Consider the following 24,981-nt stretch of genomic DNA (forward strand, 5'->3'; position numbering starts at 1 on the left):
CAGAGACGCCCATCGCCCGGACGCCGGTCCGGGTTCCGATCAGGCCAGACAGGTTTGGCGATCTCGCCAACGCGCCCCCTAGAAGCTGCCGCCCGCTCGCCGGAACAGTCCGACGAACAACTGTTCGATGATGCGGTATGTTCTCACGCCACGTCAACCGGCGTAACGCCGTTGCGTTTCATCTTTGAAACACCTGTGACCTTTATGGCCTGTGGCAGGGTGACGCAGCTTACCTTGACGTTCACGGAACGTGAGTCGGTCAGTTTTCGAAAAGAACGGATGCTCCCGCGTCCGCCGCCCCGGCCAGCCCCCGCAGGCTGGCGAACAGTTCGCGGCCATGACCAATGCCTTCCGGGGGCGGGGCAGCCTGTGGGCGGGCGGCGAAGACGGCCGGATCGACGGCGATGCTCAGGGTGCCGGCCTCGGCGTCGAGGGTGATGATGTCGCCGTCACGGACCCGGGCCAGGGCGCCGCCGCACAGGGCCTCGGGCGTGACATGGATGGCGGCGGGCACCTTGCCCGAGGCGCCGGACATGCGGCCGTCGGTGACCAGGGCCACCTTGCGGCCGCGATCCTGCAACACCGACAGCGGCGGCGTGAGGCTATGCAGCTCGGGCATGCCGTTGGCGCGCGGCCCCTGGAAGCGGACGACGGCCACGCAGTCCTTGTCGAGCTCGCCGCGCTTGAAGGCGGCCAGGTAGTCATCCTGGTTGTCGAAGACCACGGCCGGCGCGCTGACCGTGCGGTGCTCCGGCTTCACCGCGCTAACCTTGATGACGGCGCGGCCGAGGGGGCCGTTCAGGAGGCGCAGCCCCCCTTCCCTTTCGAACGGGTCGGATACCGGGCGGAGAATCGCCAGGTCGCCGCTTTGCGCCGCCCCCTCACGCCAGACCAGGGTGTCGCCCTCCAGCGCCGGTTCCTGGGTGTAGCGGCTGAGGCCGGGACCGGCGACGGTGCGCACATCCTCGTGCAGCAAGCCGGCAGCCAGCAGTTCCCGAGTGACGAAGGCCAGACCACCGGCGGCCTGGAAGTGGTTCACGTCGGCCTGGCCGTTGGGATAGACGCGGGCCATCAGCGGGGTGACGCGGCTCAGCGCATCCATGTCCTCGAGGGTCAGCTTGATGCCGGCCGCCGCCGCCATGGCCGGCAGGTGCAGGCAGTGATTGGTCGAGCCGCCGGTGGCCATCAGCCCGACGACGCCATTTACAATAGCCTGCTCGTCAATGACGTGGCCCATGGCCGTCCAGTCGTTGGACCTGGCGCCGATCTGGGCGGCCCGGACGGCGGAATGGGCGACCAGGGCCTCGCGCAGAGGTGTGCCTGGGGTCACGAAGGCCGAGCCCGGCAGGTGCAGACCCATCAGCTCCATCAGCATCTGGTTGCTGTTGGCAGTGCCATAGAAGGTGCAGGTGCCGGGGCCGTGGTAGCTGGCCTGTTCGGCGGCCAGCAGCTCGTCGCGGCCGACCTTGCCCTCGGCGTAGAGGGCGCGGATGCGGGCCTTCTCGTTGTTGGGCAGGCCGCTGGTCATCGGGCCGGCCGGCATCAGGATGGTGGGAAGCCAGCCGTAGGCCAGGCCGCCGATGACCAGGCCCGGGACGATCTTGTCGCAGACCCCCAGCATGATGACGGCGTCGAAGGCGTCGTGGCTGAGCGCCACGCCCGTGGCCAGAGCGATGACGTCCCGCGAGAAGAGGCTGAGCTCCATGCCCGGCTTGCCTTGGGTGACGCCGTCGCACATGGCCGGCACCCCGCCGGCGAACTGGGCCGTGGCCCCCGCCTTGCGCGCGGCGGCCTTGATGATGGCCGGATAGTCCTCCAGCGGCTGGTGGGCCGAGAGCATGTCGTTGTAGGCCGAGACGATGCCGATGTTGGGAGCGTTCGGGTCCAGGGCCCGCAGGCGGTCCTCGCCCGGCGAGGCGGCGAAGGCGTGGGCCCAGTTGGCGCAGCTGAGTTTGCCCCGACCGGGGCCCTCCGCGCGCATGGCCTCGATGCGGGCGAGGTATTTGGCGCGGGACTCGCGGCTTCGCTCGATGATGGCCGCTGTGACGTCGGCGACGACGGGGTGCATGGGCATGACTTTCAAGCCGACCAGAGGAGGCGAAGATCGCCCCGCGCGGCGGCGCGGATCAGATGGTGGACCGGTTCGTCCCCGTCGCGCTCGAGAATTGCGCGCTTGGGCTGGCCGTTGGTCAGGATGAGGATCAGCCCCGCATAGATCAGGGCCGGCAGGGTCAGGGTGACGCGATCCTGCGCGGGCGCGGGCTCACCGGCGGGCGTGTGGAGCACCAGGCGGGCCCCGGCCGGGTCCAGGCCCTGCTCCAGAACCGGGTTGCCGGGGAACAGCGAACAGATGTGGCCGTCCGACCCCATGCCCAGCAACACCGCGTCGAAGGGCTCCAGCGGCGCGACCTTGAGGTCGGCGGCCCAGGCGCCGTGCACCGGGTCGGTCTCCTCGCCCTTCAGGCAGACGAAGGCGGCGGCGGCGGCGCGGCCCTGCAGCAACCGTTCGCGGACCAGGCGGGCGTTGGAGTCCGGCGAGGCGGTATCGACCCAGCGCTCGTCCGACAGGGTGATGGAAACCCGGCCCCAGTCGAGGTCGACGTCCTTCAGCCGGTCATAGACCGGGCCGGGCGAGGAGCCGCCGGTGACGCAGAGATGGGCGGCGCCCCGGTCGATGATGGCGGTCCGCAGGCGCTCGGCGATGGCGGCGCTGGCGGCCTCGGCGGCCGCGTCGGCGCTGTCGAACACCTCGACGGGCGGCCGGTCAGTCATTCCAGGCGCGGCCCGACCGCTCGATCAGGCCCGAGGCGCCGGCGGGCCCCCAGCTACCGGCCGGATAGGGTTTGGGCTGCACGCCGGCCGCCGCCCAGGCCTCGGCCACGCCGTCGACGAAGCGCCAGGCCTCCTCGACCTCGTCGCGGCGCACGAACAGGGTGGGATCGCCCCGGATGACGTCGAGCAGCAGCCGCTCATAGGCGATGCGCCGCCGGCCGCCCTCCTCGCCCAGCGCCTTGGCCAGACTCAGCGACAGCGGCAGGGGCTGGAGGCGCATATGCTCGCCGTTGAGGCCCGGACGCTTGTTCATGATGGTAAGGGAAATGTCCTCGTGCGGCTGGAGTTCGATCACAAGGCGGTTGGCCTGGATGTCGCGGTCGCCGTAGGGGCCGAAGATCGAGTGGGGCACGGCCTTGAACTGGATGACGATCTCGGTGCGCCGTTCGGCCATCCGCTTGCCGGTGCGCAGGTAGAAGGGCACGCCCTTCCAGCGCCAGTTGTCGATCCAGGCGGTCAGGGCGACGAAGGTCTCGGTCGAGGACGGGCGGCCGACCTCGGCCTCGTAGGCGGCGGCGGGTTTGCCCTCGGCCATGCCGGCGACGTACTGGCCGCGCACGCTGTCCTTCTCGGCCGCTTCCGGGGTGAAGCGGCGCAGGGAGCGCAGCACCTTGACCTTCTCGTTGCGCACCGCGTCGGCCTCGAGGTCGGACGGCGGCTCCATGGCCACCAGGCAGAGCAGCTGCAGCATGTGGTTCTGCAGCATGTCGCGGATCGCGCCGTACTCGTCGTAGTACCGCCAGCGGTCGCCGACCTCCTGAGTCTCGGCCACGGTGATCTGCACATGGTCGATCGCCAGGTTGTTCCACAGGGGCTCGAACAGGGCGTTGGCGAAGCGCAGGGCGATCAGGTTCTGGACCGTCTCCTTGCCCAGGTAGTGGTCGATGCGGAAGACTTGGCCCTCGTGCGCGGCCTCGGCGATCACCGCGTTGGTGGCTCGACTGGACTCGAGATCGCGGCCGATGGGCTTTTCCAGAACCAGCCGGGTCTTGTCGCCGATCAGGCCCGCGTCGCTGAGCGCCTTGGTGACGGGTGCGAAAAGGCTGGGCGACAGGGCGTAGTAGAAGACAATCAGGCTGTGCTCGCCGATCCGCTCCTTCAAGGCCTTGGCGCCCTCGGGCTTGCCGGCGTCGACGGCGAGGTAGTCGAGGCGCGCGGACAGCGCCGACCAGGCGGTATCGATGTCATCCTCATTCTTGAGGTGGCTGCGGACATCCTTGCGATAGCTTTCCGCATCGCCCTTGGCCCGGCCGACGGCGATGACCCGCAGGCCGGCCGGCAGCAGGCTGTCCATCTCCAGATGCAGCAGGGAGGGAAGCAGCATGCGCATGGATAGATCCCCCGCCCCGCCAAGCAGGACCAGAACCGGAGCGGGATCAGCCATGGAGTCTCCTTCGTGCGGCCGCGCGCGGCCCCGGGGTCAGTGAACAGCTCTCTTAGTACGCAGTCTGGCCTATCCAGTTGCCCGGCGGGCTGTAGCGGCAGACCAGCACTTCCTCGTCGGCGGTGCGGGCGGTGGCGCAGCCGACCTCGGTCGTCGAGCGCCAGACCATCTGGGTGTAGTGGCCGACCGGCTTGCCGCGTTTGGCGACATTGGGGAATTCGCCGTGCCGGTAGTCGGCGCGTTCGCCGGCCCAGGCGCCGACCATCTCTTCTATGGAGAAGTAGTTGGCCGTGCCCATCCACAGGTTCTCGCCCTGCAGGCGCTGGTCATCGTGCTGCAGCCGGCCCTTGCGGGCCAGGGTGTCGGCCCAGGCCTGGGCGTCGGCGGCGAGGCGCCGGTTCCATTCCAGCGGCGGAGTCCCGACCTCGGCCCGCACGGCGTTGTGGGCCGCCAGCACCCGGGTCTGGAAGTCGTCTTGCGCAAAGGCCGGAAAGGCGATGAGCGGCAGCAGGACAGAAAGGCGGCGAAGGGTGGCGGCGATCATCGGGCCAGTCGCTGGGGTCGGACCTCCCTTCTCTATAGCACAGGCGCCACAGACGCATTTGACGTCTGCGTGCACTGCAGCGCGGGTCCCTACCCGCCCGGGTGCAGCCCCGGCGCTTCCTGGCCCGTGCGCTCGACGTATTCGGTGTAGCCGCCGCCGTACTGGTGGATGCCCTCGGGGGTGAGTTCGAGCACCCGGTTCGACAGACCCGCCAGGAAGCGACGGTCGTGGCTGACGAACAGCATGGTGCCCTCGAAGTCGGCCAGGGCGGCGACCAGCATCTCCTTGGTGACCATGTCGAGGTGGTTGGTTGGCTCGTCGAGGACCAGCAGGTTGGGCGGATCGAAAAGCATCTTGGCCATGACCAGACGCGCTTTCTCGCCGCCGCTGAGGACGCGGCAGGGCTTTTCGACGTCGTCGCCGGAGAAGCCAAAACAGCCGGCGAGGGTGCGCAGGGCGCCCTGGCCGGCCTGCGGGAAGGAGCGGTCGAGGGATTCGAAAATGGTCTCCTCGCCGTCGAGCAGGTCCATGCTGTGCTGGGCGAAATAGCCCATCTTCACCCCGGCCCCGATGTTGACGCTGCCCTTGTCGGGGGCTGCGGCGCCGGCCACCAGCTTCAGCAGGGTCGACTTGCCGGCCCCGTTGGCGCCGAGCACGCACCAGCGCTCCTTGCGGCGAACCAGGAAGTCGAGGCCCTCGTAGATCGGCTGGGCGCCATAGCCCTTGTGAACATTGCGCAGGCTGATCACGTCCTCGCCCGAGCGCGGCGGGCTGCGGAATTCGAACTGGACCGACTGGCGGCGGCGCGGGGCCTCGACCTTTTCGATCTTGTCGAGCTTCTTGACCCGGCTCTGGACCTGAGCGGCGTGGCTGGCGCGCGCCTTGAATTTCTCGATGAACTTGATTTCCTTGGCCAGCATGGCCTGCTGGCGTTCGTACTGCGCCTGGCGCTGGGCCTCGCCGAGCGCCCGCTGGCTCTCATAGAAGTCGAGGTCGCCGGAATAGGTGATCAGGGAGCCGGCGTCGATCTCCACCACCTTGCCGATGATCCGGTTCATGAAGGCGCGGTCGTGCGACGTCATCAACAGGGCGCCGTCGTAGTTCTTGAGGAAGGCCTCAAGCCAGATCAGGCTTTCCAGGTCGAGGTGGTTGCTGGGTTCGTCCAGCAGCATGCCGTCGGGCCGCATCAACAGGATGCGGGCCAGGGCCACGCGCATCTTCCAGCCGCCGGACAGCAGGCCGACGTCGCCGTCCATCCGCTCCTGGCTGAAACTCAGGCCCGCCAGGACCTCGCGCGCCCGCGCGTCGAGCGCATAGCCGTCCAGCTCCTGGAACCGCTCCTGGACCTCGCCGTAGCGGTCCATGATGGCGTCCAGCTGGTCGGCCTGGTCGGGATCGACCATGGCGGCCTCGAGCTTGGTCATCTCGGCGGCCAGGGCGCTGACGGGGCCGACGCCGTCCATCACCGCCGCGACCGCGCTCTGGCCCGACATCTCGCCGACGTCCTGGCTGAAGTAACCGATGGTCATGCCGGTATCGATCGCCACCAGACCGTCGTCGGGCTGCTCCTGGCCGGTGATCATGCGGAACAGCGTCGTCTTGCCCGCGCCGTTGGGGCCAACAAGCCCGACCTTTTCGCCCTTCTGCACGCCCATCGAGGCTTCGATGAACAGCAGCTGGTGGCCGTTCTGCTTGGTGATGTTGTCGAGGCGGATCATGGGGCGGTCTGCTAGCCCGGGCGGGCGGCAAGCGCCAGTGCCGAGGCAGGTCGACCGCGGGAAAATGACGGCCGGGCAAAGACATCCGCCCGGCCGCCAACGACCCGAGGGGTATGCAAGCCCTCAGGTCGGCGTGCGCGGGCCCTCGGGGCGACCCGAGGACCTGCCTCACCCTGTCGAGCTCCGGTTCGGTCCCCGTCATCGCCGGCGGGGGCCTGGAGCCTCATCGTTCAGCGGCCAGACGGCGTGCGGCCTCTTCGATGACCTTGCGTCGGTCGCTGCCCGCCGGCTTCAGCTGGGCGCGCGCCGTGGCTTCAGCCTCGGCGCGCTCACCATACATCTGGCGGCAGTAGGCCACCTCCATCAGGACTTCGCGCTCGAAGTCGTCGCGCTTCAGACCGGTACGCCGCTTGAACATGACCCTTGGCGGAAGCCCGCCTTCCTCTCAGGTTGACGTCCAATTCGCCGTCAGGCGAACAGGTCCGGGATTGCGCCCAGGCTGATGGTCTTGACGCCGGTGATGGCGGTCAGGTCCGACAGGGACATCGGCGCGGCGGAGATGAAGAACAGTTCGAAGTCGGACTGGCCGTCGCCATTCACGTCGCCGCGCAGCTCATAGACGCCGCCCCCCAAATGACCGATCGCCAGCTGGCCGGCGACGCCGGTGAGCGACGCCACGAGGGTGAAGTCGTCGTTGGCGGACGTGCCTGATTTCGCGTCGATGGCCTGCAGGTTGATGCGATCACCCTGGGCGACGCTGAAGTCCTGGATGAGGTCCCGGCCAAGGCCCGTGCTGTCGGCGGCCGACAGATAGACGAAGGTGTCCGCGCCCAGTCCGCCAGACAGGTTGTCGATGCCCGAGCCGCCGGTCAGGACATCGTCGCCTTCGCCGCCGAACAGCAGATCGTCGCCCGCTTCGCCCAACAGGCGGTCTGCTCCTGCGTCCCCGAAGAGTTGGTCGATGCCGGTCCCGCCGTAGCCAAGGTCGGCGCCGTCGCCGCCATTGAAGACATCATTGCCGGCCGCGCCGAGGAACTGGTCGGCGCCGTCGCCGCCGTAGCCGGTGTCATTGCCCTCGCCGCCGGACAGCACGTCGTCGCCGCCGTCACCCCAGAGGCTGTCGTCGCCGGCCACGCCGGTAAGGGTGTCGGCGTCATCGCCGCCGTGGATCTGGTCGGCGCCATTGCCGCCGGTCAGGTTGTCGAGGCCCGCGAGGCCGAAGATGATGTCATCGCCGTCGGCGCCGTTGAGGACGTTGTTCTGGCCGTTGCCGGTCAGTGTGTTGGCCAGGGCGTTGCCCGTGCCCTTGATGGCCGAACCGGTGAAGGTGAGGTTCTCGACGTTGGCGGCCAGGGTGTAGTCGACCGAGGATTCGACGGTGTCGGTCCCCTCGCCCGCCAGTTCCACGACGGCGTCGCGGATGTCGTCGACGACATAGATGTCGCCGCCCGTACCGCCAACCATGCGGTCGATGCCCGTCCCGCCGTCAAGGCGGTCCGCGCCCGCGCCGGCGGTCAGGACGTCGGCCCCGCCGAGACCAAACAGCAGGTCATCGAAAGCGGTGCCGGTCAGCCTGTCGATGCCCGGGGTCGCGCCGGCGATGGAGTTGGCGGCCCCGTTGATGGTGATCGCCAGGGTGGCCGTGCTGGTCTCCCCGTCCTCGTCCTCGATGACGTAGGTGAATGTGTCGACCGCCGTCTGGCCGGCATTCAGGCTCTGGGCGTTGTTGGCGTTGTAGCTGTAGGTCCCGTCGGCATTGATGGTCAGGACACCGTAAGTTCCGGTGACGGCGACAGGCGATCCGGCGACGGTCACCGCGCTCTGCGCGCCTGCGGCGATGCTGGTCACCACCAGGGTGTCGGTCTGGCCGTCGTCGGCGTCGCTGTCGTTACCTAGCACGCCGAAGGCGCGGGTGGCGGCGGTTAGGGTGGCGCTTTCCACCACGGCGGCGGCGTCCGCCACGGCCACCGGAGGCGTTACAACCGCTGGGCCAGAGAGCCAGGTGAAGGAGGCGTCGATGTACTCGGAGCCGAAATCGTCGGAGTTGGGTCCGACGACATAGGTCATTTCGATCATGCCGTCGGCAATGATCGCTGCCCAGACCGACTGCGGAATACTGGCGAAGACGCTGACGGGGCCGCCGTACTGCTGGCCTTCAATTCTGCCGATATACGTACCTTCGACGAAGATATCGAAATACTCAGAGCCAAACGCATCGAGGTCGCCGACCCCCGAGAAGGTGACCTCGGCGCTGGGGCCCGAGATCGTCGTCGGAACAGTCACGACGGTTCGGAAGTAGGTTCCACCCGATTGACCGCCTTGGAACTCGGCGTAGGAGTCTGTGATGGTTACTTGGTCGACCGGATCGGCCATGGCATTTCCTTCGAGGATTTGACAGCCGGCGCCCCAGGGGGCGGGCGTGATGGAATGAAGCGGGCCGAACCATCGGCCGCCGGAAAATGAAGGGCCCGCCCGGTTCGCCCGGGCGGGCCCTTGTTGCTAGAGCAGCCAGCCGCCGTCGCTCGGCGCCGAGGCGCCGGTCAGGATCGGCACGCCGGTGGTGGCGTTGCCGTTGATGGTCAGCTGGTAGTCGTAGGCGCCGTCGCCGTTCACATCGAGGCGCAGCTGAGTAGTGTCGAGCGCGGAGCTGTAGGTCAGGGTCGCCTGGCCGGCGACGCGGGTGAAGGCGCTCACGAAGGTGAAGGCCTGGTCCCCGTCCGCCGCATTGCCGTTGGCGTCGATCGCCGACAGGTCGATGCGGTCGCCCTGGGCCACCGAGAAGTCCTTGATGGTGTCGCTTTCGCGGGCCCCGCTCAGGATCATCGAGGCGTTGTCGATCATGAAGTGATCGGCCCCGGCGTCGCCCCACATCTGGTCATTGCCCGCTCCGCCGTAGATGACGTCATTGCCGTCGCCGCCGTGGATCTGGTCACCGCCGGCCATGCCCCAGAGGGTGTTGGCGGCGCTGTTGCCGTACATGATGTTGGTCGCTTCGTTGCCTGTGCCGTTGATCGCCGTCGCCCCGGTGAGGGTCAGGTTCTCAAGGTTGGCGCCGAGCACGAAGGTGACCGAGGCCAGGGCGGTATCGACGCCTTCCGCGGCCAGCTCGATCAGCTGGTCGCCGGCGTTGTCGGCGATGTAGGTGTCGTTCCCGACCCCGCCGCTCATGGTGTCGGCGCCCGCGCCGCCGTCCAGGGTATCGACACCCAGGCCGCCGAGCAGGAAGTCGTCGCCGTCCATCCCGTACAGGAAGTCGTTGCCGTCGAGGCCCTTCAGGGTGTTCGCCGCACCGTTGCCGGTGATGGTGTTGGCCAGGGCGTTGCCCGTGCCGCTGAGCGCCGCAGCGCCCATCAGCAGAAGGTTCTCGATGTTGGTCGCCAGGGTGGCGTCGACATAGGCGTGAACCGTGTCGGTTCCCTGATTGACGGCCTCGGTGGTGGTGTCGCCGGCGTCGTCGACAACGTAGATGTCGTTGCCGCTTCCGCCGGTCAGGGCGTCTGCGCCGGCGCCGCCGTCGAGCAGGTCATTGCCGACCCCGCCGACCAGGACGTCATTGCCGCCCAGGCCGTAGAGCAGGTCGGAGCCCTGTCCGCCGGTGATGGTCTGGCCGGCGCTGTTGCCGGTCAGGGTCAGGCCCGCGCTGCCCGAGGCGCTGAGCGCCTCGATCGAGGAGCCTTCGGCCAGGGTGTAGTTAAGGCTGGCGACGATGGTGTCCGTACCCTCGCCGTCCGCTTCGACCACGACATCGCCGAGGCTGTCGACGTGGAAGGTGTCGTTGCCCAGGCCACCGGTCATGGCGTCGTCTCCGCCCATGCCGTTCAGCACGTCGTTGCCGAGCCCGCCGACCAACACATTGGCCAGCGCATTGCCGATCAGGGTGTCGTCGAAGCTGGAGCCGGTAATGCCCTCGATGCTGACCAGGCTGTCGACGCCGATGTCGCCGCCCGTGACTGTACCCGTGGTCATGTTGGCGTTCACCGGGCCGGTGGCGCTGGCGTAGGACACCAGGTCCGTGCCCGCGCCGCCGTTGAGGACGTCGTCGCCTTCGCCCCCGTCGAGGACATCGTCGCCCGCGCCGCCGGAGAGGGTATCGTTGCCCGCCCCGCCGCGAAGGTCGTCGTTGCCGACCGCGCCACCCAGGAGGTCGTCGCCGCCGTCGCCGAAGATCAGGTCGTCGCCGGCGCCGCCGGAGATGACGTCGTCATCGCCCAGGGCGTGGATTTCATCCCCGCCCGCGGTGCCGCCGAAGGTGTCGACCCCTTCGGTGAGAACGAACAGTTCGTTGGAGCCGCTGATCACCAGGCTGACCGTGGTCGGCGCGCTGTTCAGGGCCCCGTCCGTGGCGACATAGCTGAAGGTCAGGGTCAGGGCCTGTCCGGTGTTCAGGGCCTGGGCCGCCGGATTGGCGAGGCCGTTAAAGCTCCAGGAGCCGTCCGGGTTGAAGGTCAGGCCCGGCAGGCCGTCGCCGACCAGCGCGAACTCCACATCGTCGCCGTCCAGGTCCGAACCGCTGGCCTGGCCGGTGACGGTGTCGTCCTCTCCGAGGATGTAGGCCCCGCCGGCGTCGACCGCCGGCGCGTCGTTGACCGGATCGACCGTAACGGTGACCACGCCGGAAGCGCTCTCGCCGTCAGGATCTTCCGCCGACCAGCTGAAGGTCGCCTCGCCATAGAAGTTGGCGTTCGGGGTGAAGCTGTACTCGCCGGTGACCGGATCGATGGTCACCGTGCCGGCGGAGTCGCCGTTGGCGTCGACCGCCGGACTGGCGATCGCATAGGCCAGGACATCCCCATCGACGTCGGTCGCCGCGGCATAGCCGGTGATGACTGTGTCCTCGTCGCCGGAGTCGGTGCTGTTTTCGCCTTCAGGGCTGTCGTTGACGGGCGTGACCGTGAGGTGGACATGTCCGTCGTCCGTCAGCGGACCTGCGCCCCCGAGGTTGTCCACCAGCGCTGTGCCCTGATCGACGCCGTTACGGCTGCCAGCGAAGAACGTCACGGTGTAGGCCTGCCCGACAACAGGGGCCGACGGGCCACCGATGGGGGTGAAGTTGCCGCCCGTCAGGCTGATGTGGCCGTTCGCTTCAGTGAGGCCGTAGAAGAAATCGCCATCGGATACGGACTCGGGATTCTCGACGCCAAGGACGACGAAGAAGCTCAGACCGGTGGTCATGCTCAGATCGAACGACAGCACTGTGTCAGCCTGCCAGACGAGGTTGAAGCTGAAGGCCGAACCTCCGACCCAGCCCCCAAAAGCGGCATCCGAGAAGTCCGAGAGCGCCTGGTCGGTGGTCGCGTCGGAGTTAAGCAGGATGCCGTTGCCGCCGAACGGGCTCACAACGGTCGCGGGCGAATTCAGGCTGTTGAACCCGGCCGGCAGACCCGCATCGAAGTTGCCGGTCCCCGACGAACCTTGGTCGGCCAGGGTATAGTCGAAGTCGACGTCGCCGTTGAAGTTCTCGCCCGGCGTGAAGACCAGGTCACCATCCTCGTTCAGCGTGACCGAGCCGCCCGTGACCGCGACGGAGGTTTCGGCGTTGATCGCCTGGCCATCCACCGCGACGACGGTGACCACGTCGCCATCGACGTCCGTATGCGGGACGGTGATGATGATCGGATCAGCGTCCTCGGCGATGGTGTCGGTGAAGTCGGTCGCCACAGGCGCATCGTTCACCGGGGCCAGGTCAATGGTGACCTCACTGGTGGCGGTTGCGCCGGCTTCGTCGGTGGCGGTGATCGTGAAGGTCGCCTGGCCGTTGTAGTTCTCGTCAGGCGTGAAGGCGTAGAGGCCGGTTTCCGGATCGATCGACACCTCGCCGTTGGTGGCGGTCCCGACCGTGTAGGTCAGGGCGTCGCCGTCAACGTCGCTGAAGTCGCCGAAGCCGGTGACGACCTCGTCCTCGCCCTCCGACCGGGTGACGTCGGCGCCGACCGGCGCGTCGTTGACCGGAGCCACCACGAGGTGGATCTGGCCACTGTCGGACAGCGAACCGTCCGACAGGGTGTATTCAAAGTCGACGTCGCCGTTGAAGTCCTCGTTCGGGGTGAAGACGAGTTGGCCGACGTCGTCGAGCGAGACCACGCCGCCGATGACGGCGACCGGGGTTTCACTGTCGATGTACTGGCCGTTGATGGCGCTGACACCGACACTGTCGTCGTCAACGTCCGTCTGGCTGACGAAGATGCTGAGGGGACCGGAGTCCTCGTCGATGGGGTCGGCGATGGTGATGTCGGCGGCGACCGGGGGGTCGTTCACCGGCGTCACTGTGATGGTAACGGTGCTCGACGCGCCCTCACCGTCCGGATCGACCGCGGAGACGACGAAGCTGTCGGTCCCGTGGAAGTTCTCGTTCGGGGTGTAGGTGTACTCGCCCGTCACCTCATCGATGGTCACCGTGCCGTTGCTGGCCTCGGAGACCTCGTAGACCAGGGCGTCGTTGTCGATATCGACGATGTCGCCGAAGCCGCTGACCGGCACGTCCTCATCGGTCGTGTTGTTGACCATGCCGCCGACCGGCGAGTCGTTGACCGGGGCGATCTCGAGGTGGACCGATCCGGTGCTGGTGAGGCCTTCGAAATTGCCCTCTGCACCGGCGGTCGCCAAAGGCGCGCCATTGATGGTCACCGCGGAGATGTGAATGTAGTCACCGCTGTCGTTCTGGTCGAAGTCGATGTGCGCGAAGACGAAGGTGTAGGTCCCGCCTACCGAGGCGGTGAACTGCCCGGGGCCCCCGGACATGTCGATGGTTCCTTCGTCAGTTCCATTGCTGAAGAACAGGAACTGCTGGTTCCCTGAGGTGTAGATGGACTGTTCGTACTGGCCAACGTCGAGGAGATCGCCGGCCTCGAGGGTGACCGTGAACTTGAAGCCCGCCGCGTTGTAGGTGGTGTCCGCGAAGCCGGGATCCCGCCCGACGATGTCGGCGAGTTGGCTGGCCGACACGTTGGCCGAGGTGGTTTCGACGTGCAGTCTGTCGGGGAACCCCTCGATGAACAGCGACCCGAAGGTCTGGATGGCGTTCAGGTCGCCGCCATCATTGAAATCACCCCAGGTGACCGCGGGAACCGGCGTCGGCTCCGACAGCGTGTACTCGAAGTCGACCGGGCCGTTGTAGTCCTGGGCCGGGGCGAAGACGATGTCGCCGTCCTCGTTGAGCGTCACCACGCCGATCGTGACGGCGCCGTCGACCAGGGTGACCGAGGTCGAGGGAGTGATTGGCTGGCCGTTGATGGCGGTGACCGAGACGGGATCGCCGTCGACGTCCGTATGCGGGACGGTGATGGTGATCGGGTCGAAGTCTTCCAGCAGCTCGGTATTGCTGTAGTCGGTGGCGGCCGGCGCGTCGTTGACCGGGCCGACCGTGATCGTCACCTGGTTGGAGCTGGAGCCCTCGAAGCCGTCGTCCACCGACCATTCGAAGGAGTCCGGGCCGTTGTAGTCGGCGTCCGGCGTGTAGATGTAGGCGCCGGTTTCCGGATCGATGGTCACCGTGCCGTGCTCCGGCTCGGTGAGGATGCTGAAGGTGAAGACGTTGTTGTCGTCCGGATCGACGACGTTGGGCATGACAGTGCCCTCGTAGGGGGTGTCTTCCTCGGTCGTGACGCTGGAGGCGGTCGAGTCCGGGTCGTCGTTCACCGACTCGACCGTGATGGTGAAGGTCGCCGGCTCACCGTCATCGGCGTCGGTCGCGAAGTAGGTGAAGCTGTCCGTCCCGTGGAAGTTTTCGTTCGGCGTGTAGGTGAAGCTGCCGTCCGGATTGAACTCCAGGGTCCCGTTGGCCGTCGTTTCGGCGACCGAGTAGCTGTAGCTGTCGCCTTCCACGTCGGTGGCTTCCGGCACCTGGCCCAGGAGGATGGTGTCCTCCTCCATGGTGGCCGCATCGGCCAGCGAGACCGGGGCGTCGTTCTGGGCGTCGATGAGGACGCTGACCGAGGCCGTCGAGCTGAGCACGCCGTCGGAGACGGTGTAGCTGAAGGTCGCCGTGCCGTTGTAGTTGGCCGCAGGCGTGAACAGCAGGCCGCCCTCGCCTTGCGTCACCACGCCGAGCAGGACGTCCTCGTCGTAGACCTCGACGCCGTCTTCGGTCAGTGCCTCGCCATTGACGTGGGTGACGGAGAGTTCGTCGTCGAAATCGACGTCGTGGTCGTTGCCCAGCACGTCGATGGTGACGGCGCTGTCCTCGAAGGTCGAGGCCGAGTCGTCCTCGCCGACCGGGGCGTCGTTCACGGCGCCGACGTTGAGGGTGATCGTCCCCGTCGAGGTTTCGCCGTCGATGTCTTCCACCGTGTAGGTGAAGCTGTCTTCGCCGTTGAAGTTCTCGTCCGGGGTGTAGGTGAAGCTGCCGTCCGCGTTGAGGACCAGCACGCCCGAGGTGACATCGTCACCCAGGGTGTAGGTCAGGCCGTCGCCAGCATCGACGTCGGTGGCCGCGATGGTGTCCTCAAGCGTGCCGTCTTCGTCGACACTGTAGCTGGCGTCGACGCCGACCGGGGCGTCGTTGACCCCTTCGACGGTGATCGAAACGGTCCCGGTGGCCGTGCCGCCGTTGCCGTCGCTGACCGTGTAGCTGAAGCTGTCGGGGCCTTCGTAGTTGAGGTTCGGGACATAGATGAAGCTCCCGTCCGGATCGACCGTGACGGTGCCGTTGGTCGGCGCGTCGCCGGCCTCGAAGGTGAAGGTGGTGTCGCCGTCGATGTCGGTCGGGGTGCTGATGACGCCGAAGATGGTGGTGTCTTCATCGCCGGAGGCCGAGGTGGCGGTCGGGGTCGGGGCGTCGTTGACCGCATCGATGGTGATGGTGTGGGTCACCGTCGCCGAGTTCAAGGCGCCGTCCGTCGCGTGGTAGGTGAAGCTGAACTCGCCGTTGAAGTCGGGCGCGGCCTGGTAGGTGAAGGTGCCGTCGGCGTTGAGGATCAGGCCATCGTCGCCATTGGCCCCGTCCAGGACGTAGGTCAGGGTCTCGCTGTCGATGTCGGTCGCCTGGACCGAGCCGGTGACCAGGATATCTTCCGTGCCCGTGGAGCTGCTGTCGGCGGCGACCGGGGCGTCATTTACCGGGAAGATGCCGATGGAGATGGTCGAGGTCGAGGTTCCGCCGTTCCCGTCGCTGACGGTGTAGCTGAAGCTGTCGGAGCCGTTGTAGTCGTCGGCCGGCTCGTAGGTGAAGGCGCCGTTCGGCTGGATGATCACCGTGCCAAAGGCGGCCTCGCCGCCTACGGCCAGGGCGTAGGTCAGGGTATCCGTACCGTCGATGTCGGTCGCCGTCGGCAGCGTGCCGACGTAGAGGTCATCCTCGCCCATCAGGATGAGGCTGTCACTCGACACCGGGGCGTCGTTGGTCGGCGCGAAGTTGAGGGTGACTTCGGCCGGCGCCGAGCTCAGGGCGCCGTCGCTGACCGTGTAGGTGAAGGTCACCGGGCCGTTGACGTTGGCTTCAGGCGTGTAGCTGAAGGAACCATCCGCGTTGAGGATCAGGCCCTCTGGCCCGCTGACCAGTTCATAGGACAGCTCGCTGCTGTCGATGTCGGCGCCGCCGGTCACCGAGCCGGTGATTTCGGTGTCTTCCGTGCCCGAGAAGGACTGGGCGGCGGCGGTCGGGGCGTCGTTGACCGCCGAGATGTCGATATGGACCTGGCCGGTATCGTGCAGGCCGGTTTCACCGCTGCTTGTCGCGATCGGCGCGCCGTCGATGGTCACCGATCCGATGTGGGTGTAGCCCCCGTAGCCGGATCCGGCGTTGTTGTTCTCGTCGAAGTCGATGCGGGCGAAGACGAAGGTGTAGGTCCCGTCCACGTTCGCCGTGAACGTGCCATCGCCGCCGCCGACGGTCGACATCCCTTCCGCCGCGCCCGTCCAGAAGAGGTACTGCTGATCATCGCCGTAGCTATCCTGATCGACGGTCTGATCGATGTTGAGGACCTGGCCCGCGTTCAGGTGAACCGTGAATTTCAGGCCGGACGCGAGATAGGAACTGTCCGCGAAGCCGGGGTCCCGCCCGAGCAGGGCCTGGAACTGGGCCGCTGAGATATCCGCCTCGGTGCTATAGGCGTTGATCCCGCCGACGTGCGGGCCGCTGTGATTGGCGTTCGAGCCAAAGATATCCGGTACGTCGAAGTCGGCCGGGGCGTTGAAGTCCCCCCAGACACCGCCCGGGATGGGGTCGCCGCCAGGTCCGCTGAGCGTGTAGCTGAAGTCGACAGGACCGTTGTAGTCAGCGACCGGCGTGAACAGCAGGTCGCCGTCCAACTGCAGGGTGACGGTTCCGTGGTCCAGGGTAACGGTTTCACCGGCCGCGATGGCCTGACCGCCGACCGAGGTCACCGTCTGGACGTCGCCGTCGATGTCGGTGTCGGGAATGGCGATGAGGACGCTGTTATCCTCGGTCCCCGTGAGCAAGTAGTCCTCGGCGCGCGGCGCGTCGTTGACCGCGCCGACGGTGATGTTGACCGTGCCGGAGGCGCCTTCGCCCTCCGGATCCTCGACGCTCCAGGTGAAGCTGTCCGTGCCGTTGAAGTCGGCGTTCGGGGTGTAGGTGTAGGTGCCGTCGGGGTTGAACACGACCGTGCCGTGTTCCGGGTCAGCGCCGATGCTGTAGGTCAGCTCGGCGTTGGTGTTGTCGACGTCGGTGGCCAGCACCGAGCCCTCGATCGATTCGTCTTCGAGCACCGAAATCGAGCTGGTCGAACCCTCGGGCGAGTCGTTCAACGCCTCGACGGTCAGGGTGATGGTCCCGGGCGTTTCCGACAGGGCCTGGCCGTCGTAGACCACGAAGGTGAAGCTGTCGGTCCCGGAGAAGTTGGCGTTGGGCGTGTAGGTGTAGGCGCCGGTAACGGCGTCGATGACCAGCGTGCCGTTGGCGGGCATGGACCCGTAGCCATAGGTCAGCCCGACGGGGTCGCTATCGACGTCGGTGGCCGTCAGGACGCCGGTGATGTCGGTGTCTTCTTCGCCCGAGGCGCTGCCGTCAATGGCGACCGGCGGGTCGTTCACCGCCCCGACCGTGATCGAGTAGGTCCCGGTGCTGGTCTCGCCCTCGGCGTCGGTGACCGTCCAGGTGAAGCTGTCGGATCCGTTGAAGTCGCCGGTGGGCGTGTAGGTGAAGGAGCCGTCGGCCGCGATGGACAGCTGGCCGTGCAGCGGCGCGGCCGCAACGACGTAGGTCAGGGCGCCGGCGTTGTCGTCGACGTCGCTGGCCGACAGCTGGCCCTCGAGGTCGCCGTCCTCACTGATGCTGGAAGACTGGTCGACGGCGACCGGGTCGTCGTTGACGGCATTGATCGTCAGGGTGACCGACTGCGGTGCCGAGGTGGCCGAGCCGTCGGTGGCGGTGAAGGTGAAGGCGTCTTCCCCGAAGTAGTTGGCGTTGGGGGTGTAGGTGAAGGTGCCGTCGGTGTTGAGGACGACGGACCCGTGGCTCGGACCCGCGAAAACAACGTAGCTCAGCTCGCCGGCGGTGTTGTCGATGTCGCTGGCCGTCACCGCGCCGATGATGGCGAAGTCTTCATCGCCGGACGCCGTGGAGGCGTTGGCCACCGGCGCGTCGTTGATGTTGTTGATGGTGATGGTCAGGGTCTGGGTCTGGACGACCGCGCCGTCGGTGACCGTGTAGGTGAAGCTGTCGACACCCTGCTGGTTCGAGGCGGGGACGTAGTTCCAGGTCCCATCGGTGTTGAGGGTCAAGGTCCCGTAGGTCCCGGTGATCGAACCGCCCGCCGCAACCGGCGCGCCGCCGTTGTTGAAGCTGGTGACCGACAGGGTCCCGTCGATATTGATGTCATTGCTCAGGACGTTGCCGCTGGCCTCGACGTCCTCGTCCGTGGATGCGGTGTCGGCGGCCAGATTGGCCACCACGTTGGCGCCCGAGAAGGTGAAGCTGCGGTCGTTGAACTGCAGAGTCTCGGTCTGGGTGATGCGGTCCACGCCATCGCTGGTGGTGATGGTCAGGGTCGAGCCGGACCAGGTCCCGATGTTGTTCGCGGCATCGGCGTTGATCACCGCGGTATCGATGCCGGTGCCGCCGACGAGGGTGTCATTGCCCAGACCGCCGATCAGTGTGTCGTTGCCCGAGCCACCGTTGATCGTGTCGTTGCCGTCGTCGCCCCAGATGGTGTCGTCGTCGTTGAGGCCGTTCAGGGTGTCGTTGCCCGCGCCGCCGTGGATCAGGTCGTTGCCGCTGCCGCCTGAAACGGTGTCGTCACCCTCGCCGCCGTCGATGGTGTCGACGCCATTGCCCCCGCTGATGGTGTCGTTGCCGCCCAGGCCGTTGATGGTGTCGTCGCCGGCCGTGCCGTTGAGCGGATTATCGATACCGTTGGTGCCGGTGATGTTGGCCATGATCGTTCCCCCAAGAGGCGCGACACGACCCCCATGGGTCCAGCGCCTGGTAACATTTCGCTAAGGGTGAAGGAGCGCCGGCGGTTAAACAATAATTCTGGAACACTAATTCAGCAGCGTTTTAAGCTCAATTGGGCGAGAATTAACCGAAAGTAATAGTGACAATGCACTATTCCTCAGGTTTGTCGGAGCGCCCATTTTGGTTTACACCAAAAAATGACACTTCTAGGCGCGCGTACCGTCGGATATCCATTCAATCGTGGTCAATTCGCATAGTTTATATTCGGCAATTTAAGTATACATCGAACATCGCTCTTGTGAGAGCGTGGCTCTGGGGGGAGCTTTAATGTTGGCGTTGCGGAGTTCAGGTCTTGATGAGTTTGTTACACCCGTTCCGGGTAATGCCCTTCAGGGTCTGTTTGGCGACCTGCTCAACGCGACTGGCTCGCGGTGGGGAAAACTGACCTTTGAGAAGGAAGGCGCCGCAAGGGTGCTGGGCGGAAACATCGGCCAGTCGGAGCGGATGGCGGTTCCCGACCCCTGGCTGACCGAACGGCCCCGGATGCTTGGCCGGGCCATCCGCGGCGAGTCCTTCCTGCCCGCCGCCGTCTGGAAGGCTTCCGACTACTATCAGTCCATCCTGCGCCCGACAGGTGTCGAGCCGGATCACAGCCTGATCGCCAGCGTAGCCTGCGCCGGCGGCGAGATCGTCGCCTTCCTCGCCCGGGCCACGTGGGACAGCCCCTTCTCCACGGCGGAGCAGGCGCGGGTGGAAATGTTCCTACCCATGATTCCCCGAGTCGCCGATCTGATGTGGGCGGCCGAGGCGGAACGCGAGGCGTCTGCCCACGGGAACGCCGCCCTCGACGCCCTGACCCTGGGAACCCTCGTCGTCGGCGAGACCGGCGAGGTTCTGTACGGCAACCGCGCCGCATCGTTGCTGGTCGGGACCGCCGACTGGCTGTCGGTCGTGGACGGCCATATCACGACGGTTGACCCGGCCCAGCGGGAGCGCCTGGAGGTCCATATCATGGACGCCTGCCGACCCGTCGCCCCACGCCCGGCCCTGATCCGGATGCTGGGCCGCAGCGGGGCCTGGGCGACCGTGCTGGTGTCCCCGCTGCGGAACGACGGGGCGGCGCATGAACCCCGGCGCGCACTGGTCACCCTTCGGGCCAGCGGAGAGCATGATGGGCGCCTCAACCCCATCCGGCTGCTGTTCGGGCTGTCGGACGCCGAAGCGCGGCTGGCCTGGGCGCTGGTGAATGGCAACTCCGTGGTCGAGTTCGCCGCCGCCCGCTCGGTGTCGGTTAATACCGCACGGGTCCAGCTAACCAGCCTGCTCCGGAAGTCCGGCGCCAAACGCCAGGCGGAACTGGTCGCCTTGCTCGGAAGCATCCCGCCCGTCCGTCTGTCGCCCGGGCCGCTCGCCGCGAGAGCCAGCCCGGAAGGGGAGCCCCATTGACCCATGCTGAAATCGACGCCGGTGAAGAGCGGGCGAGGGCCGATGGTCTCGAAGAGGCGCTGATCGCCGTCATCACCCGGCTGGATGTCTTCTCGCTGCTGGCTGCTGCCGACGAGCTGCGGGCCCGCACGACCGCGACCCCGGCCGAGGCCGAAGGGCTGGCCCATGCGGCCAGCATTCTCGACGACGCCGCTTCGCGCATCGCACTGGGTCCTATCTTCGCCAGGTTTGACGTCCGCTAGGTCAAGCGGAACAAACAGAAGTCTGCGCCGTTTCCGGGGGGAGTTGGCGCGGCGTCAGGCGCCGTTGGGGGGATGAATGGTTGAGTTCATTGGCGGGCTGGACAGCCCGCCAACCGGCGCTGCGGTCGACGCGGCGCTGGCCGAGATTATGTCGCATCCCAAGTTTCCTGTTGTCGCCTACGCTCTGATGGACGGTTGGGCGCCGCACGCCGAGCCTCCGGGGGACGGCGCCATGAGCCGGCGTCTGCGCGACGTGGGCTCCTATCTGGCCGGGGTTTGGGCGCTGCAACTGGCGGCCGAGCCGACCGGCCTGACGCCGACAACCATGGGAGCGATGCTCGGCAAGACCGGGTACGGCAGCCGTAATCGGGCCATCGCTCTGCTCGCCTATCTTCAGTTCACCGGGCTGGTGGAACCTCTGCCGCCGGGCGTGGACGGCCGCGACAGGCGCGAGCGGCGGTTTCAACCGACGACGCCCCTGCGCCGACTGTTCATGAACCGGTTTCAGCGAGAACTGACGCTTATCGCGCCGCTGGATCAGGCTGTGGCCGACTGCCTGGGACGGTGGGAGACGCCCGGCCTGGCCGACGTCTTCACCATCGCACACGGCCGCTACATGACCCAGGCCCTGCTCTCCTACGACCGCGACAAGCCCACGCTCGAGGCCATCAGCCACCTCAACACCGGCCTGACGGTGCTCGGCCAGATCATCACCCAGGCGCGCAATGGCGATGAATTTCCGCCTACCGGTCCAAGCCGGGTGAACCTCGCAAACCTGGCCCGCCGTTCGGGGGCCTCGCGGGGCCAGGCGCGGGCCGTGCTGCGGGCCGGCGCCAAGGCCGGGTTCTTCCAGGAAGACCAGGAGGGCCAGATCCACTTCTCGCCGGCCCTGCGCAATCAACTCGGCTACCTGCTGGGATCCTACATCGCCTGCCTGAGCTGGTCGGCCCGGCAAGCCCTGGACTGCGCTCCGCCCGGCTAGAGCCCGCCATTCCAAAGCAAAAGGGCCCGGATTTCTCCGGGCCCTTCGCTTCAGTCAGCCGTGAGGCTGAGAGAGATTACTCGACGATCTTGGCCACGACGCCGGCGCCGACGGTGCGGCCGCCTTCGCGGATGGCGAAGCGCAGGCCCTGGTCCATGGCGATCGGGGTGATCAGCTCGACGTCCAGCTCGGCGTTGTCGCCCGGCATGATCATTTCCACGCCTTCGCGCAGCTTGATGATCCCGGTCACGTCCGTCGTGCGGAAGTAGAACTGCGGACGGTAGTTGGTGAAGAACGGGGTGTGACGGCCGCCCTCTTCCTTGGTCAGGATGTAGGCTTCAGCCATGAACTTGGTGTGCGGGGTGATCGAACCCGGCTTGCACAGAACCTGGCCACGCTCGACGTCTTCACGCTTGGTGCCGCGCAGCAGAACGCCGACGTTGTCGCCCGCTTGACCCTGGTCGAGCAGCTTGCGGAACATTTCGACGCCGGTGCAGGTCGTCTTCTGCAGCGGACGGATGCCGACGATCTCGACTTCCTCGCCAACCTTGACCACGCCCTTTTCGATACGGCCGGTGACCACGGTGCCGCGGCCCGAGATCGAGAACACGTCTTCGACCGGCATCAGGAAGGGCAGGTCAACCGGGCGTTCCGGCTGCGGGATGTAGGCGTCAACCGAGGCCATCAGGTCCAGGATGCGCTGTTCACCGATTTCCGGGGTCTTGCCTTCAACGGCGGCCAGGGCCGAACCCTTGGTGATCGGGATGTCGTCGCCCGGGAACTGGTAGGACGACAGAAGCTCACGAACTTCCATCTCGACGAGCTCGAGCAGCTCCTCGTCATCGACCATGTCGACCTTGTTCATGAACACGACCAGAGCCGGCACGCCGACCTGACGGGCCAGCAGGATGTGCTCGCGGGTCTGGGGCATCGGGCCGTCGGCGGCCGACACGACCAGGATCGCGCCGTCCATCTGGGCGGCGCCGGTGATCATGTTCTTCACATAGTCGGCGTGGCCGGGGCAGTCGACGTGGGCGTAGTGACGGTTGGCCGTCTCGTATTCCACGTGCGCGGTGTTGATGGTGATGCCGCGGGCCTTTTCTTCCGGCGCCGCGTCGATGTCGGCGTAGGACTTGGCGGTCGCGCCGCCCGACTTGGCCAGCACCATGGTGATGGCCGCGGTCAGCGTCGTCTTGCCATGGTCAACGTGACCGATGGTGCCGATGTTGCAGTGCGGCTTGTTACGTTCGAACTTTTCTTTAGCCATTTCAAGCTCCAGCCCTGTTGGGCCTGTCCTCTAACTAGGGTTGGGGTGGTTTAGGCGTACTTCTTGATCACTTCGTCGGCGACGTGTTGCGGCACCGGGTCGTAGTGGTCGTACTGCATGGTGAAGGCGGCGCGGCCCTGCGACATCCCGCGAAGGGTGTTCACATAGCCGAACATGTTGGCCAGCGGCACGAAGGCGTTGACGACGATCGCGTTGCCGCGCGTGTCCTGGCCCTGGATCATGCCCCGACGACCGTTCAGATCGCCGATGACCGAGCCCAGGTAGTCTTCCGGGGTGACGACTTCGACGGCCATGATCGGCTCGAGCAGCTTCGGGGCGCCCTTTTCACGGAGCTCCTTAAAGGCGGCGCGGGCGGCGATTTCGAAGGCCAGGACCGAGGAGTCGACGTCGTGGTAGGCGCCGTCGGTCAGGGTGGCCTTGAAGTCGATCAGCGGGAAGCCGGCCAGCAGGCCGTTTTCCTTGGCCGACTCGAGGCCCTTCACCACGCCGGGGATGTATTCCTTCGGCACGTTGCCGCCGACGATGGCGCTTTCGAAGACGAAGCCCGAGCCGGGCTCGCCCGGTTCGAAGGTCAGCTTGATGCGGGCGAACTGGCCCGTACCGCCGGTCTGCTTCTTGTGGGTGTAGTCGATGTCGGCCTTGCGACCCAGGCTCTCACGATAGGCAACCTGCGGCGCGCCGATGTTGGCTTCGACCTTGTAGGTCCGCTTCAGGATGTCGATCTTGATGTCGAGGTGCAGCTCGCCCATGCCCTTCAGGATCGTCTGGCCCGACTCATGGTCGGTCGAGACGGTGAAGGACGGATCCTCCGAGGCCAGCTTGGCCAGGGCGACGCCCAGCTTTTCCTGGTCGGCCTTGGACTTCGGCTCAACCGCGATCTCGATGACCGGGGCCGGGAATTCCATGCGCTCGAGGATGACCGGCGACTTGTTGGGATCGCACAGGGTGTCCCCGGTGCGGGTGTCCTTCAGGCCGGCCAGGGCGACGATGTCGCCGGCGAAGGCTTCCTTGATGTCTTCCCGGTTGTTGGAGTGCATGAGCAGCATGCGCCCGACGCGTTCCTTGCGGTCGCGGGTCGAGTTCAGCAGGCCCATGCCGGTTTCCAGCTTGCCCGAGTAGATGCGGCAGAAGGTCAGCGAACCGACGAAGGGGTCGTCCATGATCTTGAAGGCGAGCACGGCCAGCGGCTCATCGTCCGAAGCCTTGCGGACGATTTCTTCCTCGGTGCGGAAGTCGATGCCCTTGGTCGGCGGGATGTCCACCGGCGAGGGCAGGTAGTCGACGACGGCGTCGAGCAGGGGCTGGACGCCCTTGTTCTTGAAGGCCGAGCCGCAGAGGATCGGGTAGAAGGCGCCGGTCAGCACGGCCTTGCGGATGCACTTCTTGATGATGTCGATCGAGGGCTCTTCACCGCCGAGGTAGGCTTCCATGGCCTCGTCGTCGAGTTCGACGGCGTTCTCGATCATGTAGTGACGGGCGGCTTCCGCCTCTTCCTTCATGTCGGCCGGGATTTCTTCGTCATGGAAGGTGGCGCCGATGGTGTCGGCGTCCCAGACCACGGCCTTCATGCGGACCAGGTCGACCAGGCCCTTGAGGTTCGATTCCGAACCGATCGGCAGCTGGATCGGAACGGCCTTGGCGCCCAGACGGTCGCGGATGCTCTCGACCGACTTGTTGAAGTCGGCGCCCAGCTTGTCCATCTTGTTGACGAACACGATGCGCGGCACGCGGTACTTGTCGGCCTGGCGCCAGACGGTTTCGGTCTGCGGCTCAACGCCGGCGTTGCCGTCGAGAACGGTGACCGCGCCGTCGAGGACGCGCAGGCTGCGCTCCACTTCGATGGTGAAGTCGACGTGCCCGGGGGTGTCGATGATGTTCAGACGGTGATCGTTCCAGAACGCGGTCGTGGCGGCGGAGGTGATCGTGATGCCACGCTCCTGCTCCTGGTCCATCCAGTCCATCGTGGCCGCGCCATCGTGGACTTCACCGATCTTGTGGTTCTTGCCGGTGTAGAACAGGATCCGCTCGGTCGTCGTCGTCTTGCCCGCATCGATGTGGGCCATGATTCCGAAGTTGCGGTAGTCTTCAATCTTGCTGGCGCGGGCCATGGGATATGCCTGGTGTTGGAATGAGCGGAACGGGCGGTTTGAGATTTCAAACCGCCCGTCCCTGTAAGACCTGACGGCTGGTGGG

At 66.6% G+C, this 24,981-nt stretch carries 13 protein-coding genes; 3 read left to right on the forward strand and 10 right to left on the reverse strand.

Annotated elements, in window-relative coordinates:
• Positions 1-259 precede the first annotated feature (259 nt).
• The 8 genes from edd to AC2YG9_RS01750 all read right to left on the reverse strand — a co-directional run bounded on the left by edd (position 260) and on the right by AC2YG9_RS01750 (position 18,811).
• The gene (gene edd, locus AC2YG9_RS01715; protein ID WP_487296195.1) at positions 260-2,074 is read right to left on the reverse strand and encodes a phosphogluconate dehydratase; all 1,815 of its coding nucleotides are present in this window, start codon (positions 2,072-2,074) and stop codon (positions 260-262) included.
• A gap of 5 nt (positions 2,075-2,079) precedes the next feature.
• Positions 2,080-2,772, reverse strand: coding sequence for a 6-phosphogluconolactonase (gene pgl, locus AC2YG9_RS01720; protein ID WP_487296196.1), 693 nt, complete (start codon positions 2,770-2,772; stop codon positions 2,080-2,082).
• Entirely contained in the window at positions 2,765-4,216 is a 1,452-nt protein-coding gene (zwf, locus tag AC2YG9_RS01725; protein WP_487296197.1) for a glucose-6-phosphate dehydrogenase, read from the reverse strand. Before zwf ends, pgl begins: the two co-directional genes overlap by 8 nt.
• Positions 4,217-4,268: 52 nt before the next feature.
• On the reverse strand, positions 4,269-4,760 hold the full coding sequence (locus AC2YG9_RS01730; protein ID WP_487296198.1) for a CAP domain-containing protein: 492 nt from the start codon (positions 4,758-4,760) through the stop codon (positions 4,269-4,271).
• Between the two features lie 89 nt (positions 4,761-4,849).
• On the reverse strand, positions 4,850-6,478 hold the full coding sequence (locus AC2YG9_RS01735) for an ABC-F family ATP-binding cassette domain-containing protein (RefSeq protein WP_487296199.1): 1,629 nt from the start codon (positions 6,476-6,478) through the stop codon (positions 4,850-4,852).
• Between the two features lie 223 nt (positions 6,479-6,701).
• Positions 6,702-6,896, reverse strand: a complete 195-nt coding sequence (locus AC2YG9_RS01740; RefSeq protein WP_487296200.1) for a hypothetical protein — start codon at positions 6,894-6,896, stop codon at positions 6,702-6,704.
• 50 nt (positions 6,897-6,946) lie between these two features.
• Entirely contained in the window at positions 6,947-8,851 is a 1,905-nt protein-coding gene (locus tag AC2YG9_RS01745) for a calcium-binding protein (protein ID WP_487296201.1), read from the reverse strand.
• Between the two features lie 126 nt (positions 8,852-8,977).
• Entirely contained in the window at positions 8,978-18,811 is a 9,834-nt protein-coding gene (locus tag AC2YG9_RS01750; RefSeq protein ID WP_487296202.1) for a beta strand repeat-containing protein, read from the reverse strand.
• Positions 18,812-19,301: 490 nt separating this feature from the next.
• Between AC2YG9_RS01750 and AC2YG9_RS01755 the strand changes: the two genes are divergently transcribed.
• The 3 genes from AC2YG9_RS01755 to AC2YG9_RS01765 all read left to right on the forward strand — a co-directional run bounded on the left by AC2YG9_RS01755 (position 19,302) and on the right by AC2YG9_RS01765 (position 21,500).
• Positions 19,302-20,276 (forward strand): helix-turn-helix transcriptional regulator, encoded by a 975-nt coding sequence (locus tag AC2YG9_RS01755; protein WP_487296203.1) that lies wholly within the window; start codon positions 19,302-19,304, stop codon positions 20,274-20,276.
• Positions 20,273-20,518 (forward strand): hypothetical protein, encoded by a 246-nt coding sequence (locus AC2YG9_RS01760; protein ID WP_487296204.1) that lies wholly within the window; start codon positions 20,273-20,275, stop codon positions 20,516-20,518. The genes AC2YG9_RS01755 and AC2YG9_RS01760 overlap by 4 nt, the downstream gene beginning before the upstream one ends.
• A 76-nt stretch (positions 20,519-20,594) precedes the next feature.
• Entirely contained in the window at positions 20,595-21,500 is a 906-nt protein-coding gene (locus tag AC2YG9_RS01765) for a hypothetical protein (RefSeq protein ID WP_487296205.1), read from the forward strand.
• A 76-nt stretch (positions 21,501-21,576) separates the two neighbouring features.
• Here the strand turns inward: AC2YG9_RS01765 and tuf are convergent, their stop codons facing one another.
• A complete protein-coding gene (gene tuf, locus AC2YG9_RS01770; RefSeq protein ID WP_487296206.1) occupies positions 21,577-22,767 on the reverse strand; it encodes an elongation factor Tu in 1,191 nt (396 codons plus the stop codon).
• A 50-nt stretch (positions 22,768-22,817) separates the two neighbouring features.
• Positions 22,818-24,896 (reverse strand): elongation factor G, encoded by a 2,079-nt coding sequence (fusA, locus tag AC2YG9_RS01775; protein ID WP_487296207.1) that lies wholly within the window; start codon positions 24,894-24,896, stop codon positions 22,818-22,820.
• Positions 24,897-24,981 lie beyond the last annotated feature (85 nt).

The sequence above is a fragment of the Caulobacter sp. SRI_014 genome, from assembly GCF_057586315.1.